Source organism: Bacillus sanguinis, assembly GCF_018332475.1.
GTDB lineage: Bacteria > Bacillota > Bacilli > Bacillales > Bacillaceae_G > Bacillus_A > Bacillus_A sanguinis.
Genome location: NZ_BOQB01000123.1, coordinates 18,580 through 34,525, shown reverse-complemented (window position 1 = coordinate 34,525; position 15,946 = coordinate 18,580). Strand labels below are relative to the sequence as shown.

General features: G+C 34.7%; 15 protein-coding genes. 9 read left to right on the top strand and 6 right to left on the bottom strand.

The features are described from left to right. Window positions 1-110: 110 nt before the first annotated feature. Together KI369_RS14890 and KI369_RS14885 are read right to left on the bottom strand one after the other, a co-directional pair. Complete coding sequence (locus KI369_RS14890; protein WP_212956485.1) at window positions 111-923, bottom strand: undecaprenyl-diphosphate phosphatase; 813 nt, start codon at window positions 921-923, stop codon at window positions 111-113. 132 nt (window positions 924-1,055) lie between these two features. Further along, window positions 1,056-1,736, bottom strand: a complete 681-nt coding sequence (locus tag KI369_RS14885) for a methyl-accepting chemotaxis protein (RefSeq protein WP_438800505.1) — start codon at window positions 1,734-1,736, stop codon at window positions 1,056-1,058. 484 nt (window positions 1,737-2,220) lie between these two features. On the opposite strand from KI369_RS14885, the gene KI369_RS14880 reads away from it, so the two are divergent. From KI369_RS14880 to KI369_RS14865, 4 genes are all read left to right on the top strand, one after another. Further along, window positions 2,221-3,492: a 3D domain-containing protein gene (locus tag KI369_RS14880; RefSeq protein ID WP_212956483.1), complete on the top strand. Its 1,272-nt coding sequence runs from the start codon at window positions 2,221-2,223 to the stop codon at window positions 3,490-3,492. Window positions 3,493-3,604: 112 nt separating this feature from the next. Continuing rightward, the gene (locus KI369_RS14875) at window positions 3,605-3,823 is read left to right on the top strand and encodes a helix-turn-helix transcriptional regulator (RefSeq protein ID WP_000154008.1); all 219 of its coding nucleotides are present in this window, start codon (window positions 3,605-3,607) and stop codon (window positions 3,821-3,823) included. After that, window positions 3,816-4,289: a hypothetical protein gene (locus KI369_RS14870; protein ID WP_001081114.1), complete on the top strand. Its 474-nt coding sequence runs from the start codon at window positions 3,816-3,818 to the stop codon at window positions 4,287-4,289. The genes KI369_RS14875 and KI369_RS14870 overlap by 8 nt, the downstream gene beginning before the upstream one ends. A 116-nt stretch (window positions 4,290-4,405) precedes the next feature. Then, a complete protein-coding gene (locus KI369_RS14865; protein ID WP_212956482.1) occupies window positions 4,406-5,038 on the top strand; it encodes a class A sortase in 633 nt (210 codons plus the stop codon). Between the two features lie 30 nt (window positions 5,039-5,068). Here the strand turns inward: KI369_RS14865 and KI369_RS14860 are convergent, their stop codons facing one another. After that, a complete protein-coding gene (locus tag KI369_RS14860; protein WP_000443151.1) occupies window positions 5,069-6,454 on the bottom strand; it encodes a peptide MFS transporter in 1,386 nt (461 codons plus the stop codon). Window positions 6,455-6,706: 252 nt separating this feature from the next. Here KI369_RS14860 and brnQ1 point away from each other — a divergent pair, with 252 nt between their 5' ends. Both brnQ1 and KI369_RS14850 read left to right on the top strand, forming a co-directional pair. Beyond that, on the top strand, window positions 6,707-8,008 hold the full coding sequence (brnQ1, locus tag KI369_RS14855) for a branched-chain amino acid transport system II carrier protein BrnQ1 (protein ID WP_212956481.1): 1,302 nt from the start codon (window positions 6,707-6,709) through the stop codon (window positions 8,006-8,008). A gap of 133 nt (window positions 8,009-8,141) precedes the next feature. Further along, entirely contained in the window at window positions 8,142-9,863 is a 1,722-nt protein-coding gene (locus tag KI369_RS14850; RefSeq protein WP_212956480.1) for a DUF2339 domain-containing protein, read from the top strand. A 35-nt stretch (window positions 9,864-9,898) separates the two neighbouring features. Here the strand turns inward: KI369_RS14850 and KI369_RS14845 are convergent, their stop codons facing one another. Continuing rightward, entirely contained in the window at window positions 9,899-11,446 is a 1,548-nt protein-coding gene (locus tag KI369_RS14845) for a DNA-binding protein (protein ID WP_212956479.1), read from the bottom strand. Between the two features lie 181 nt (window positions 11,447-11,627). Then, complete coding sequence (locus tag KI369_RS14840) at window positions 11,628-13,019, bottom strand: amino acid permease (protein ID WP_212956478.1); 1,392 nt, start codon at window positions 13,017-13,019, stop codon at window positions 11,628-11,630. A gap of 280 nt (window positions 13,020-13,299) precedes the next feature. Here KI369_RS14840 and KI369_RS14835 point away from each other — a divergent pair, with 280 nt between their 5' ends. From KI369_RS14835 to KI369_RS14825, 3 genes are all read left to right on the top strand, one after another. Beyond that, window positions 13,300-14,592 carry an NCS2 family permease gene (locus tag KI369_RS14835; protein ID WP_212956477.1) on the top strand — a complete coding sequence of 431 codons (1,293 nt, stop codon included), beginning with the start codon at window positions 13,300-13,302 and terminating at the stop codon, window positions 14,590-14,592. Between the two features lie 239 nt (window positions 14,593-14,831). Then, window positions 14,832-15,032, top strand: coding sequence for a helix-turn-helix transcriptional regulator (locus KI369_RS14830; RefSeq protein ID WP_000301181.1), 201 nt, complete (start codon window positions 14,832-14,834; stop codon window positions 15,030-15,032). 4 nt (window positions 15,033-15,036) lie between these two features. After that, window positions 15,037-15,465 (top strand): hypothetical protein, encoded by a 429-nt coding sequence (locus KI369_RS14825; RefSeq protein WP_212956476.1) that lies wholly within the window; start codon window positions 15,037-15,039, stop codon window positions 15,463-15,465. Between the two features lie 39 nt (window positions 15,466-15,504). Here KI369_RS14825 and KI369_RS14820 read toward each other — a convergent pair whose 3' ends face one another. Then, window positions 15,505-15,942: a GNAT family N-acetyltransferase gene (locus tag KI369_RS14820; protein WP_212956475.1), complete on the bottom strand. Its 438-nt coding sequence runs from the start codon at window positions 15,940-15,942 to the stop codon at window positions 15,505-15,507. Between the last annotated feature and the right edge of the window lie 4 nt (window positions 15,943-15,946).

Here is a 15,946-nt window from a genome sequence, read left to right as displayed (position 1 = left end):
TTATAAAAATATAAAAAAGCGAGTCATTCTAGTGTAATAGAATGACTCGCTATCAATTTGTAAGGACTAATAATGAGTGAGAATGAACAAAACTCATTATTAGTTGAATCTTATAAGAAAATAAGAGTAAGTACACCTACGATAATACAATAGAAAGAGAAATATTTTAAATTTCCTTTTGCCATAATGTTCATAAACCATTTTAAAGAAATATACGTCATGATAAATGTTGCGATAAAAGCAACGATATATGGTATGAATAATGTGTCTAGATTTGGATCTTTTGCAATGTCTGTAATACTTAGTAATAAGCCACCTAAGCTAACAGGGATATATAGTAAGAATGAGAAACGAAGTGCTGTTTCTTGCTTCATACCAAGTAACATCGCTGCTACAATTGTTGCACCTGAGCGGCTTATTCCAGGAATTAGTGCGCAAGCTTGTGCTAATCCGACAATGATTGCATCTTTCATAGAAAGATCACCATCATTTTTACGTCCACGCAAGTTTCTAATGATCCAAAGGCCGACAGCGGTAATAAGAAGGGAAATCCCCACCATTTTCACACCTTTTAAGTACTGGTCGATGTAATCTTTAAATAAAACACCAATAACACCTGCTGGAATGGTTGCAATCACAAGGTAAATAATAAAGAAGAAATCTGATTTTGCGTCTTCTGCTCTTGTAAATATATAAGATAGACCATTCTTAGTTAGACGAATTAAATCATTTCTATAAATAAGTAATACAGCTAATAATGAAGCTGAATTAACAAGTAGTTCGAAGCTAAATCCTTCTATTTTTAGTCCTAGCAAATGCTGTGCTAAAACGAGGTGACCACTTGAAGAAATCGGAATTGGTTCTGTTAGTCCTTGGAACAGGCCAAGAATTAAATATTTTAAAATGTAGTAAAATTGTTCCATAACATCCTCCTTGTTAATTAGTATAAAGAAACAACTTGTCCATTATAACAAAGATACGGATGAATATTGAGAAGAAATAAATATTCGGAATATAATAAAAATCCCTTATAACAGTATAAGGGATTTTTATTATTAATGAGAAACTACTGTTTCTTCAAGACTTTTCGTTAATTGAATATCGACTTTCTCAGCATCATGAATGTGATTCATAATAGTAGTATTTAACTTTTGGAACATTTGTTGTGTATTAGCGAATTCACGTAATATATCATCATTACAAGATTTTTGGTTTTCGATAGCTTTAATAACATTTGTAGCACCATTTTGTAACGTTTGAATCATTATTAAAATATTTTCAATTCTAGCGTTTGTATCGGCACTCATTTCTACACCTTCATCGACTAAATGTAAATTATCTTTTGTATTCTCGTATGCTTTTTCAATTTCTTCTTGAATTTTTTTCGTTAAGTTTCCGATATTTTTTGTACTTTCGGCTGTGCTTTCAGCTAGTTTTCTTACTTCATTGGCAACGACAGCGAATCCTTTACCGTGTTCTCCAGCACGCGCAGCTTCAATACTCGCATTTAAAGCAAGTAAATTTGTTTGTGCTGCAATGTTTTGAATGACTTCTACAATTTGCTCGATCTCTTTTGAGCGTTCACTTAAGTGATTCATACTATTAGACGTGCGCTGAGATTGTTCACCTAATTTATTAATTACAATAAGTAAACGGTGAACAGATTCTTTTCCTTCATTAGAGCAGTCAATAATTTCTTCAATAGACTGAATTAAGCTATGTTCTTTTTGTAACATTTCACTGTTTAATTCATTGGAATGTGTTGTACGCGTTGAAACATTTTCGAAACATGAGCTTAATTGCTGAACTAAATTTTGGAGTGTATTGTGCTGGTTATTTACAAGTTTATGTTCTTGAACAACGCTGTGTACACGATCGTGGATAGAAGAAATAGTCTCTTGTTGTTCGATATCCTTTTGTTTTAATTCTGCTTCTAGTTCTTGTATACGACTTTCTAATTGATCAATTTTATGTTGGAGTGATTTCTTTTGAGTAAACATATATTTATTTCAACCGCCTTTAGAAGTTATATTTTCTCTATATTTGGATTTTAGCATCTTTTATAATTTTTAAATATAGGAATTGTTAAATATTTAAGAATCTATTACATTTTATTCATAATTCCCTTTTTTTCGTCATGAAAAATAAACTGTATTTAATGGTATTGTAAACAAACTGTAAAATAAATCATGTATAACTGTATAAGAAGGGAGTCGGATTATGAACTATTTTAAGCGAATCAGTAGTCTAGTATTAGCAGGAATTATCGGTCTTTCTAGTACAGTCGCTGTAAAAGCAGAGTCAAACGACGAGAAACTTAACAACATGCAACAGCAATTGCAGCAAAACGATGCAGAAATGCAAAAGAAAGAGCAAGAGAAGCAAGCTGTTAGTAAAGAAATTCAAGGTATCGAAAACGAACTACATAATTTAAATAATACAATTGCAAAAAATAAAGAGGATCAAGCTGCTATTCAACGTAAAATCGATGAAACACATAAGCAGATTGAGCAAAAAAAGAACGAAATTGTCGTTTTAGAGGATAAAGTCCTTGCTCGTAAGGATATTATGAGAAAACGTATGGTTTCTGTTCAAAATAGTTCAAATACAAGTTTAGTAGTAGAAGTTGTAGTAGAGTCAAAAAACTTTGCAGATTTCTTACAACGTATGAATGCAGTTTCTACTATTTTAGAGGCTGATAAAGAAATTTTACGTCTACAAGAACAAGATCTTCGTCAAATTGAAGAGGATAAGAAAACAATTGATGAAAAAGAAGCATCTTTAGTAGTAGACAAACAAAGATTAGCAAAAGCACAAGCTGAGTTGCAAGATAACTTGAAAAAGCGTCAAGCTAACTTACAAACAGTTCAAGCTAAATATAATCAGGTTGCAAGCCAACTTAATTTAGCAGCAGAAGAAAAAGCTAAAATCGAATCAAATATGAAGGCAGTACAAGAAACAATCGCTCGTGAGCAAGAAGCAGCAAGAATTGCAGCAGAAGAGCGTGCAAAAGCAGAAGCAGCTGCAAAGGCTGAGCGAGAAGCATTAGCTAAGGCGCAGGCAGAAGTTGCTGAACAGCAAAAGCAAAAGAAAGAGCAAGAGCAAGCTAGTAAGCCAGCTCAAGCTAAAAATAATAATTCAAATGTAGAACCTGCACAACCTTCTAAGCCAACTGCTGGCGGAAAAGAAATTTATGTACATGCAACAGCATATACAGCAGACCCAGCTGAAAATGGTTATGGACCAGGTCAACAAGTATACTCTGCATGGGGAGGCTATAATTTAACTGCAAACCCAGGAATGAAATTAATTGCGGTGGACCCATCTGTTATTCCATTAGGTTCTCGTGTATATGTTGAAGGATACGGAGAAGCAATTGCAGCAGATACTGGTGGCGCGATTAAAGGTCACAAAATCGATGTTTTAATGCCAGATAAAGCTTCGTCTAGTAAGTGGGGCAGAAAAAATGTTAAGCTTACAATTTTAAACTAACACAAAATCCAACTTTACATATTGTAAAGTTGGATTTTTTTGTGAAAATAATGTTAAGTTGAGTTTACATTTTGTTAAGGGTAGCATACAATAAAATTAAGAGGTGGTAAATTTGACCATTTTAAACAGAGTAAAGGAATTAAGAGCTCGGTTTAATTTTTCGCAAAGTGTATTAGCAGAAAAGGTTGGAGTGACGAGACAAACAATCGCTGCAATTGAAAAAGGGGATTATGTTCCTTCTTTGTTATTAGCCCTTATGATTTGTGATGTATTTCAATTAAAGATGGAAGATGTGTTTGTTTTAAATAAGGAGGGAAAAGAGGATGAATAGACTTGTATTTTCCTATATGTTGAATGTACTTTTAATGGTATTAGCAGGTTGGGCATTTATTGAGTTGTATTATTTTACTATTGAAGTTGCTAATTTTATTCAAACGAAGAGGGTACCATTTGAAGTTTCGGTGAGTTTAATGCCACTAGGATTGCTTTTAATATTTGGTATTGTATCGACTGTTCTTTATAAAGTTCAAAAGAAAAAATATAAAGAGCTCTCGTATTGGATGTTTCCACTATTATTTCCTCAAGAAGACGAGAGGGAAAAGGCAATTACAGAAAAGGCTTGTCGTACTACATTTATGTCACTATGGTACGTGTTACCTTGTGCGGTTGGTTTTTTAACTCTTTCTCCGATTGTTAATCTATATGTTCCTGCATATCCGATATATATTGCATTTAGTATTTTCTTTATTCAGATGACGATTTTTCATGTGTCCTTATATCGAAATAAAATTGCTTAAAAAGAAACCTTCTTGCATCGGCAAGAAGGTTTCTTTTCAGCTTATACTTGTACATACAGCAATATTATCTTATCATTTTATATAGAGTAAGATTTTGTAAGGGAAAGGAATTGTATATGAATAAGCAAAGAATTTATAGTATAGTAGCAATCCTCCTATTTGTTGTAGGTGGTGTATTAATCGGAAAGCCATTTTATGATGGATATCAGGCTGAAAAGAAACAGACTGAAAATGTACAGGCTGTTCAAAAAATGGATTATGAAAAACATGAGACGGAATTTGTAGATGCTTCGAAAATTGATCAGCCAGACTTAGCAGAAGTAGCGAACGCATCATTAGATAAGAAACAAGTAATTGGTCGTATTTCGATCCCGAGTGTTTCATTAGAACTTCCTGTTTTAAAATCTTCTACTGAGAAAAACCTATTATCAGGTGCAGCAACAGTAAAAGAAAATCAAGTAATGGGAAAAGGAAATTATGCATTAGCAGGACATAATATGTCTAAAAAAGGTGTTTTATTTAGTGATGTAGCCTCTTTAAAAAAAGGCGACAAAATTTATTTGTATGATAATGAAAACGAATATGAATATGCGGTTACTGATGTATCTGAAGTAACTCCTGATAAGTGGGAAGTTGTTGAGGATCATGGGAAAGATGAAATAACGCTTATTACATGTGTATCTGTGAAGGATAATTCTAAGCGTTACGTTGTTGCTGGTGATTTAGTAGGAACGAAGGCGAAGAAATAAAAAAAGATGAGGGAAATCCCTCATCTTTTTTTAATCCATCCATTTCACTAATTTCTTAGAAATTAGTAATAAAACACAACCTAATACAATTGCTACAGCTCCGATTACGGTAAATACTTCAGCATATCCAAGTGAAGTTGTGAAGCTTGCAAGTTGTCCGCCTAAAATGTTAGCGATTCCTGAGCTTGCTAACCATACTCCCATTAATAAAGAAGCAAGTTTTACTGGTGCAAGTGCACTAACCATTGATAGTCCAACAGGTGATAAGAATAGCTCACCTAACGTATGGAAAAGATACGTAAAGACGATAAATAGTAAGTTTGCTTTTTCTGTAATGTTATGTTCATCACTACCTGTTTTTAATGTAGCGATAACGAGAATGATATAACCGATACCGAGCAAGATCATACCAAGTCCCATTTTTGTTGGGATTTTTAAATCCCCGCGCTTGCGAGTTGCAAGTTTTGCCCATAATGCTGAAATAACTGGAGCAAGTAAAATAATAAATAATGGATTGACCGACTGGAACCAAGATGTTGGAACTTCCCATCCGAACACAGAGCGGTCTACAAATTTGTTTGTATATAATGTTAATGAACTACCAGCTTGTTCAAAGCCAGCCCAGAAGAAGACAACGAAGCATGTTAAAATGACGATAACTGCGGTACGTTGTTTTTCTTTTTTTGTTAACGGTGTATCTCCTACTGACGGTTGTCCATCTGTTGTTTGCAAATCGCGAGTTGGTTTTTTACCGATATCACCAAGGAAGCGATTTGATAATGTTGTAAATAAAATTTGTCCAATGATCATTCCAATTGAAGCGGCTAAGAAACCGTAACGGAATCCGTAATGTACAACGCCATCAACCGTTGTTTTGAATAAATTTTCTGATAAAAATCCGCAAACGAGTGGAGCTAAAAATGACCCGACGTTAATACCCATATAGAAAATGGTAAATGCACTATCACGTTTTGGATCGTTCTCTTCGTATAATTCTCCAACAAGTGTAGAGATATTCGGTTTGAAGAATCCATTACCGATAATAATAAGCGCTAATCCGAGGTATAGGCCGACTTGGTTTTGCATGGCGAATAGTGTAAGGTTACCGATTGCCATTGTTATACCACCAATTGTGATGGCTTTTCGTCTACCTAGGAACCGGTCTGTTAAGTATCCACCAATCATTGGTGTGAAATAACAGGCTCCAGTGTAAAATCCGTAAATGGAAAGTGCCCATGCGGGACTAAACCCAAGACCACCGCTTACTAAAGCTGTCGTTAAATATAATGTTAATAATCCTCGTAATCCATAGTAACTAAATCTTTCCCACATTTCTGTAAAGAAGAGTAAGTATAAACCTGGAGGATGTTTCTTTTTTCTTTGTTGTTCTCTTTCTAGTTGTATCGCTGATTCCATGTTATTTTCCTCCTGACACAAACAAAAACAAAGTTAATAATTTTGTACATTTAATATTTTACCTTATTAACTATTATAAGTCAATAAAGGTTGATTTTTCAGAAGAAATTGGAAAAGAGATATAGCTATAGAATGGGTGTTTCTTTTATGTTAGACTATGGACTATGTTTTCTTTGTAAGGAAGCGGTTTATTGCACTTTTTTATATGTGAAATTGATTTCATAAAAGATGAAATTAAAGAAGGAGAAAGAAATGAAATTGTTACAGAAAAAAGAAATTTTACTGATTAGCCTTATGTTATTCTCGATGTTCTTTGGAGCGGGGAATCTTATATTCCCACCTTTCCTTGGGTATGAAGCAGGAGAACATGTGTGGATTTCATTAGTAGGGTTTATTATATCAGCAACAGGTCTTCCTATATTGGGAGTTATTGCGATTGCGAAAGCAGGAAGCTTTCAAATGTTAGCGGGTAGGGTTCATTCTTCATTCGCCATTATTTTTCCATGTATCGTGTATGTATTTATTGGACCAGGACTTGGTATACCACGTGCAGGAAGTTTAGCTTTTGAGATGGGGCCAGGTCAGTTCTTCCCAGAAGCGGGAAGCGTAGTTTTATTATGTTACACGGTTATTTTCTTTAGTATTGTGTACTGGTTAAGTTTATCACCGTCTAAATTAATGGGGTTGTTCGGAAAAGTTTTAACACCGTTATTATTAGGTATGATTGCCCTTATCTTTATAAAGAGTATGTTTACATCAGTAGGTAGTGTGAAAGAGGCTGCCGGAAACTATGGACAAGCTCCGATGTTTCAAGGATTTTTAGATGGGTATTTAACGATGGATGCATTAGCAGCTTTAATTTTTGGGATTGTTATTGCAAATGCTCTTCGGGCAAAAGGTATTGAAGATGATAAAGGTTTAGCGAAATATATGAGTATTGCTGGAATTGGAGCAGGACTATTATTATCTATTATTTATGTCATACTTGGATATGTTGGTTCAATTAGCGGTTCTTTAGGTACATTTAATAATGGGGCGAACGTATTAGCACAAGTGATGACGACGTTATTTGGACAAGGTGGAGTCGTTTTATTAGGTCTTATTTTTACGATCGCATGTTTATGTGTTTCAATTGGACTTGTTACATCGTGTAGTCAATTTTTCGCAAGTGTATTTCCGAAAGTAGCGTATAAAGTTTGGGCATTTATATTAAGTTTTGTTAGTATGATTTTAGCTAATCTGGGATTAACACAAATTTTAAAAGTATCAGTACCGATTCTTGGATTTATTTATCCAGTTGCATTAACGCTTATTATTTTAGGGTTATTCCATAAGTATATTGGAAAGTATGCATATGTATATGCAATAACTATTGGGATTGTAGCAGTATTTAGTGCAATCGATATTTTTAATAAAAATGTAATGATGAATCAGTGGACATCAGTGTTGAAATACATTCCGTTTTATACAGAAGGTGTAGGATGGATTGTTCCAGCTATTATAGGTGCTTGTATTGGCGTTATCATGAGTAGTGTTTTCAATAAGAAGAAATAAGTAAGAGGTGTTTTCCTATTTTGGAAAGCACCTTTCTTTTTTGGAAAAATGGTATTGAAAATGAATAGACTAATAGTATGATAAAGTTAATTGGTAATATATAGGTTTTGAATGAATGGTGAGGGGGGAGCGTATGAAGGAAGATTTAAATAAGAAAATAGAAGCGCTCGAAACGGCAATTGAAACGATGCAAGAAGCACTCTTTGAATTGAAAGCAAAACAAAAAGAAATAGAAGTAGAAAATGCTCAGCAACATGTTAGTAAGGAAAAGAAAGAATATATTGAAACGGTAACGGAAGAAAAACCAAAAGAAGAAGTAGTTACAATAAAAGAGCCCATGCAAGAACGAGAGGTAAAACAAGTAGATATATCTGCTTTTAAACCAGAACCATTTAATATTATTCAGTTTTGCCAAACGTGGTTACCACGCATATTTGTCGGTATTATGTTACTTGGAGTAATCTGGTTATTTAAAGCAGGGGTAGATGCTGGATTATTAACGCCAGCAATACGAATTGTGTTTGGTATTGTCCTATCAATCGGTTTTTATTATATAGGGGATATTCAAACTAAACGAGAGCGGCAAGCGTTAGGGTTAGTATTAGCAGGAGGAAGTATTACGGGTATAGTTTTAACGACGTTCGCGGCACATTATTTATATGGCTTTATTCCAGCAAGTGTTGCATTTGTGTGTAATATTGCATGGGTCATTTTAGGTATTTATGTAGCGAAGAGGTATCAATCGGAATATCTTACTATTTTCGTAGCGGTAGGAGCTTTCTTCGTTCCATTCTTATTAAATAGTACGACTCCTAATCCGTATATTTTCTTTGGATATGAGACGATACTAACAATTAGCTTATTATGGTATGCGCTGAAAAATCGTTATCAGTATTTATATATGATTTCTTATGCTGTTGCTGCTATTGTTCTTTTTGTCTTCTTTGCTGTTATGTCAATGTTAGTAGAGGATTTACAAGTACAGTTAACATTAGTTTATGGTTTAATTCACTTACTATTATTTTGGCATATGTTTACGGAGAGAAATTTTATAGTAGAACCACGCTTGGCAATATTTAGTGCGAATGCAGTTTTCTTTATATTAGCCATTTCAAAAATACCCGAATTTACAACATGGGGATTAATGATAAGTGCACTCGTACACGCTACTATGTTCGCGTTTGAATATAGGAAGAATCGACATTCTACGTTTACAAATCTTTTATTTGGTTTCGCAATGGGGGCATTTAGTTTAGCGATTTTATATGAGTATAGTTTAGTGAATGCAGCGATTGTACTATTATTACAAGGTTTCCTCGGCATGGTGACTGCTATTAAAGGAAAACAACAAATAAAATTGTATGTTAGTGCGACGGTTTACGCAATTGGAATGATACAGACTATTTTTAGCCCATTTGATCAATTTATTTCAGCAGGCTTTGTTGCTCATCTTATTTTAATAGGAACATTCTATTATTGCATGAGACAAGCGAAAGAAGTATTAGCAAGCTTTGGCAAGTATGTGTATTCTATAGTACTCTATTGGTTTATGGTGATTGTATTTATTACAATTACTAGAATCGGTGAAGTTTTGTCCACAGATGGAAGTATAATAAGCGTATCTGTATCCTTATTATGGATGGTATATGCATTATTTGCTGTTTGGCTTGGGCGGAATAAAAATATGAATGAAATATTGTATGCTGGCTTAGTCGTGTTAGTCGTAACGATAGGGAAGCTATTCCTTTTGGACTTACCAGAAGTATCGATGATGATTAGGGCAGTGTTATTCTTAATAGTAGGTAGTATAGGTATCGTTATTTCAAGGATGTTTTTCTCAAAAGAAGAGAAGTAGAAAGAAGGCAATCCATATCCGGATTGCCTTTTTTATTATTTCTTATTAATCGTTACAGTCTCACTATATTTCGCTGTTGTATTTTGGCGTAGACGAAGTGTTGCTTGTCCAGTCGTATTTGGGTTGATTTGCACATTTACAATCTTCTCAGCAGAACCTAAGCTGTTTGTTGTGAAAGAAAATGCACTACTATATCCGAAAGTAGATGGCCAAGTACCATTTGTATTTTGAACTTTTGCTACTTGTGTACCGCCAGTAGTGAATATACCTAAAGAATAATTATTGTATGTCGTGTTTGGTAATAAGTTATTTACTTGAATTTTCATTTGGAACACTTCATTGTTTGGTAGAATGCTAGGGTGTGTAACTACGTAGTCATTTGCTGTTACGGCACCGTTATAACCGTATGAACCTGGTTTGAAAGTATTTGTATTAAACCATTGATAACCTGCATTTGGCGCACTCCAAGGTTCAGGTTGTGGCTCAGTTGATAAGCTTGGTTGTTCAAATGATTGTAAAGCGGTAGGTAAATCAAGTTGTAAACCATTTACTTGATCTAAACTTGTGAATGTTTCTTTATTTGATAGCCAATTTACGATGTTTTCTAGTAAGATAGCATCGTTTTCTTCTTTATATCCATCGTAAGTTTTCTTTGTTTGGCCAGAATCTTCACGAACGTATTTTGGCGATGCATCTTCAACAGGAGAAGAGTCACCGATAAAGGCAGCTTTTCCAAGTCCTACTTTAGCGATAGCGGCATAAGGTCCCTCTGCAACACCACCGCCGTTATAAACACCGCTATCAACAGCGTTATTCCATTTTGACGGGTTTTCTGGAAGATAAACAAGTCCTTTTGCTAGTTTTGGATTTGTAATTGCTAGAGTAGAACCAGCATGCATTGCTACAGACGAAACACCTTTTGTAATTCCGAATGATTGTTCAGGTGACACAATATTTTTAGCTGCAACATCACCGATCGCATTGTAGCGGAAGCGAATACCGAAGTTGTCAGATAGCCAATCAGAGCTTTCTACTCCTTGCATAGCTTGTGAATTTACTTCCTCAGCAGACATTCCTTTTGCAGGATTATCCCATGCACCGCGTCTATATCCATTAAATACTTCAGAAGAGTCCCAGCGATTTTTATTACGATCTGCATTATAATGGTCAGCGATAAAAAAGATACTTCCGCCATTTTTCACATATTGTAACATTGCATCTTGTTCAGATTTTTTGTAAGGAATATTTGCCTCTGGAACGATAAACACGTTGTAATTTTTTAAGTCGTCGTATGTAATAGGTGTTGATTTACGAAGTTCTTTTACATGATATCCATTTTGGGCAATGCCGTTTCCGAAATCAGAAAAGCCGCCATCAATAACCCAGTCAGCTGTCCCTGCAGTTTGACCGTGCGTATTATCAAATAATACTTTCTTCCCATTGTTTTGATTTACAACCTTTGCAGCAATTTCAGGAGCTGGGTCTAAAGAGCTTTCTGCATAAGTAGACGGTATGAACGAAGCCCCTATACTTAGTGTAATTGCTGTTACTAAAGAAAATGTAATCCATTTTTTATTCTTCATAGAAGAATCCCCCTAATAATAAATATATGTGCTTTAATAATGTAATTTATTTTTCTGAAAAAATAAAGACAGAAAACGTAAAAAATATTAAAAAATTGTAAAAATACCGTGAATTTTGTTGAGAAATATTTATATAGACAATAAAAAATCCCTTCCAATTAATAAGGAAGGGATAGCTTGTTTAACTAATCTTTGAATTAGGTGTTTCATCAATCTTATGAAATCCTTTCATATAATACACGATAGCTAAGCCAATAAGCCAAATTGGGCCAACGATTAATGCAATTCGTGTATCTTCTGAATACGCCATTATACATAGTACAAGTGCAAGGAAGCCAAGTGAGAAGTAAGAGCTTAATGGATGTAAAGGCATTTTATACGTTAGCTTGTCTTTTTTCTCAGTTGATAATCCTTTACGGAATTTAATTTGAGCGACTAATATAATCCCCCAAGTCCAAATTGCTCCGAAAGTTGAAATACTAGTGAGCCATGTAAATACTTTTGCGGGCACAAGATAGTTTAATATAACACCAACGAGTAAGACGGTAGCTGTTGCTACAATTCCTTGACTTGGAATCCCGTTTTTATTTAAACGACCGAATCTTTCAGGAGCTTTTTTCTGCTGAGCTAATGTATACAGCATACGGCCTGTACTAAATAAACCACCGTTACAAGAAGAAAGAGCTGCTGTTAATACGACAAAGTTAATAATCCCTGCCGCTTTTGCAATACCGATTTGCTGGAATGTTAATACGAATGGACTACCTTTCTCACCAAGTTCGTTCCATGGATAAATTGCCATCATAACGAATAGAGCCCCAACGTAGAACAGTAATATTCTCCAAAATACGTTATCGATAGCTTTTGCGAGTGTTTTTTTCGGATTTTGTGCTTCACCCGCTGTAACCCCAATTAATTCAACGCCTAAATAAGCGAATAACACCATTTGCATGGAGAGTAATAACCCAGAAAAACCATTCGGGAACCAGCCGCCATGTGACCAAAGATTGGAAATTCCGGTAGCGATACCGCCGTTTCCAAATCCGAATAAAATAATACCAGCTCCAACAATTATCATACAGATAATTGTGACAATTTTGATGAGAGCAAACCAAAATTCAAGTTCTCCAAATACTTTTACGGATAAAAAGTTGAAAGCACTCATTAATAATAGAGCGAGTAAAGCCCAAGTCCAGCGCGGGATATCTGGGAACCAGTATTGCATGTAAATGCCAGCTGCTGTAATTTCAGCCATACAAGTAACAACCCATAAGAACCAGTAGTTCCAACCGGTAATATAGCCAGCTAGTGGTCCAAGGTAATCATAAGCATATTTACTAAAAGAACCGGCAACAGGTTGTTCAATTGCCATTTCCCCGAGTGCTCGCATAATGAAAAAAATAACGAGTCCAGCAATCATATAGCCTAGTAGAATAGAAGGGCCAGCTAGCTTAATAGCAGAAGCGGATCCTAGAAATAGTCCAACGCCAATAGCTGAACCGAGTGACATTAAAGTAATATGTCGTTCTTTTAACCCGCGGTTTAAAGTTCCAGATTTGTTTGTGTGCTGCATAAGAAGAATCCCCCTTGTAGAGTGAACGATATTTGAATGCGTTTACTAAATATTTAACTATTTCAAATTATAAAACATTTCTATCTGTTATGCTACAAAAATAATCATGATAAACTGTACTACATCTGTACTTGTCAGACTTAAACTTAAAATTCGAACTATTAGCGAATATATTGACTCTTCTTTTTATTGATTGTTAAGATTAAGTATTATATTTTCTCACATACTAGTAAGAAAAGAATATGTGATAATAATTCAGGTGTAGGAAGGGTACATAACCATGTTTCAATTACAAAAATATAACACTTCTGTGAAGCAAGAGCTTTTAGCTGGCATCACAACTTTTTTTACATTTGCGTATATTCTTGTCATCAATCCGAAAATATTATCTGATGCAGGTGTACCATTTGACCAAGCGTTTACAGCAACAATTATTGCAACAGTTGTTGGAACAGTAGGTATGGCGATTTTCGCTAATTATCCGATTGTTATTGCTCCAGCTATGGGAATGAACGCATATTTTGCGTATTCTGTTGTACAGAAGGCAGAAGGAATTACGTATGTAATAGCCTTTTCAGCGGTATTTGTAACAGGGATTATTTTTCTTTTATTATCTTTTACTTCGTTTAGGCAGAAGTTAATTTTAGCAATTCCTGATAGTTTAAAGCATGCAATTGCAGGTGGAATTGGACTATTTATTGCTTTTATTGGATTACGCCTTTCTGGAATTATCGTTGATCATCCATCTAATTTAGTTACGATTGGTGATTTTCATTCTCCAGCCGTTATTTTAACTTTAATTGGTTTAATATTAGCGGCGGTATTAATGGCATTACGTGTGAGCGGTGCATTATTTATTAGTATGATTGTGACAGGAGTTATCGCCTTCTTTACAGGGCAACTGAAGTTTACGGATAAAATTGTTGCGATGCCTCATTTACCCGAAGGGATTATCGTTTCAAACCCAATCAATGCCTTTTCAGATGTAATTGAATACGGATTATATGGTGTTGTATTTTCATTTTTACTTGTACTGTTATTTGATACAACAGGTGCACTACTCGGTTTAATTAAACAAGCAGGTTTAATTACAGATAATACAGAGAAACGTTTTGGTAAAGCGTTTATTGCAGATGCAATTGGCGGGACTACAGGCTCTATCTTTGGAACAAGCCCAACAGCAGCGACGATTGAATCGTCAGCTGGTATTGCGGCAGGTGGTAAAACAGGATTAACAGGTATTGTCGTTGTCGGTCTAACGATTATAACGGCATTCTTCAGCCCTGTAATTGCTTCTTTATCAAGTGTAGCTGCTATTACAGCTCCTTCATTAATTATTGTAGGTAGTTTAATGGCACAAAGTCTTCGTGATATTAATTGGAATGAATTTGAAGATGCATTACCAGCGTTTTTAATTTTCATTGGTATTCCGTTAACGTCTAGTATTGCGAATGGAATTGCAATTGGATTTTTAGTGTATCCAGTCTTAAAAATTGTGAAAGGGAAAGGGATGGAAGTACATCCATTACTATACTTATTTACAATTTTATTTGGATGTCATTTATTCTTATAATATAGATATAGGAGAGGGAGCTTCTTATGAGAGGCTCCTTTTTTGTGTATAATAAAGTGAAACTATAATCAGTGGGGGCAGTTAATTTCCCGCCTAACTACTTTGCTCTAGCCGAATATTGAAGTAGGGGTGTTCCTGCTTATAAATAGCGGGATAAAGTGAAATTATAGTCAATTAGGAAAAATATAAATTACTTAATGGAATATATATGTTACAATAAGGGTAGAGGAGGAACATGAATGGCTGTAAGTAAAATAAAAGTCGCGCGTGTTCAGTTAGATTTAACACAGCAACAATTAGCAGAAAAAGTAGGCGTTACAAGGCAAACGATTAGTTTAATTGAGAAGGGGAAATACAATCCGTCTTTAGATTTATGTTTAAAAATTTGTTATGCGGTAGATAAAACATTGAATGATTTATTTTGGGAGGAAGAGGAGTGAGGGGATGAGGATTGTGAAAGATGAACGTTTAATGATTGAGGGGCTAAAACATATTAAACTTGTTTTCATCTTACAAAATATCGTCATACTAGGTATTGTTTTTTATCGCTACGTTTTGCAAGATGCAGGGTATGAAAGTGTTTCAGATTTATTAATGGTATTTATGTGCGGGATAATAGTTATTAATTTTTTAAACTTAAAAAATTCGGTGGAAGTGTATGAGCATACAGGGGGAGTATCACACAGGTATTTCATGAAACTATTATTAATTCCTGTAGGTATTGTTATTGGGATTTTAACTATTTGTATCGTTGTAACACCAGATATTTCGATAAAAGAAATTAGTATAACAGGACTTATTATGTTTGCTTGTTTTTTAGTTCCTAGTTTGTTTATATACATATATATGAAAAGAATAAAAAGTGGAGATTGAAGTATAAGAAAAGCTTTCCCATATTGCGGAAAGCTTTTCTTATATTCTTTTATATAGTACTTTATGAAGGCCAATCGGTTCAATTTCAAAGATTTCACCATGTTCCTGGAAGCCTAAGCGTTTGTAATAGTCAGCTACAGTAATTCGGCCATTACACCATAATATATTTGCTTGACGCTCTTGCAGGATTTGTACCGCCTGCTGAATTAAGGAGCTTCCAGCACGGTTGTTTCGAAATTCAGGTAATGTTGCCATTCCTCGTAGCCGATAATGAATACCCGTTGGTAAGTCAGGATATATTTCTTTTGAGAAAGAAGCGATACTAATCAGTTCCTCGTTTATAAATGCGCCTAAGTGAAAGGTGTCTGTTTCATAATCGGAAGAGTATTTACAATCTGCTAATGTTTGATTCGGGCGTAAAATTTTTTGACGTAATACGTAAGTTTCAGATCCCTCAATATTTTTCACGGTAATCATATTA

Excerpts from the sequence above, each read along its gene's own strand:
- KI369_RS14890 (WP_212956485.1), bottom strand. The coding sequence starts at position 923 with ATGGAACAATTTTACTACATTTTAAAATATTTAATTCTTGGCCTGTTC.
- KI369_RS14885 (WP_438800505.1), bottom strand. The coding sequence starts at position 1,736 with ATGTTACAAAAAGAACATAGCTTAATTCAGTCTATTGAAGAAATTATT.
- KI369_RS14880 (WP_212956483.1), top strand. The coding sequence starts at position 2,221 with ATGAACTATTTTAAGCGAATCAGTAGTCTAGTATTAGCAGGAATTATC.
- KI369_RS14870 (WP_001081114.1), top strand. The coding sequence starts at position 3,816 with ATGAATAGACTTGTATTTTCCTATATGTTGAATGTACTTTTAATGGTA.
- KI369_RS14865 (WP_212956482.1), top strand. The coding sequence starts at position 4,406 with ATGAATAAGCAAAGAATTTATAGTATAGTAGCAATCCTCCTATTTGTT.
- KI369_RS14860 (WP_000443151.1), bottom strand. The coding sequence starts at position 6,454 with ATGGAATCAGCGATACAACTAGAAAGAGAACAACAAAGAAAAAAGAAA.
- brnQ1 (WP_212956481.1), top strand. The coding sequence starts at position 6,707 with ATGAAATTGTTACAGAAAAAAGAAATTTTACTGATTAGCCTTATGTTA.
- KI369_RS14850 (WP_212956480.1), top strand. The coding sequence starts at position 8,142 with ATGAAGGAAGATTTAAATAAGAAAATAGAAGCGCTCGAAACGGCAATT.
- KI369_RS14845 (WP_212956479.1), bottom strand. The coding sequence starts at position 11,446 with ATGAAGAATAAAAAATGGATTACATTTTCTTTAGTAACAGCAATTACA.
- KI369_RS14840 (WP_212956478.1), bottom strand. The coding sequence starts at position 13,019 with ATGCAGCACACAAACAAATCTGGAACTTTAAACCGCGGGTTAAAAGAA.
- KI369_RS14835 (WP_212956477.1), top strand. The coding sequence starts at position 13,300 with ATGTTTCAATTACAAAAATATAACACTTCTGTGAAGCAAGAGCTTTTA.
- KI369_RS14830 (WP_000301181.1), top strand. The coding sequence starts at position 14,832 with ATGGCTGTAAGTAAAATAAAAGTCGCGCGTGTTCAGTTAGATTTAACA.
- KI369_RS14825 (WP_212956476.1), top strand. The coding sequence starts at position 15,037 with ATGAGGATTGTGAAAGATGAACGTTTAATGATTGAGGGGCTAAAACAT.
- KI369_RS14820 (WP_212956475.1), bottom strand. The coding sequence starts at position 15,942 with ATGATTACCGTGAAAAATATTGAGGGATCTGAAACTTACGTATTACGT.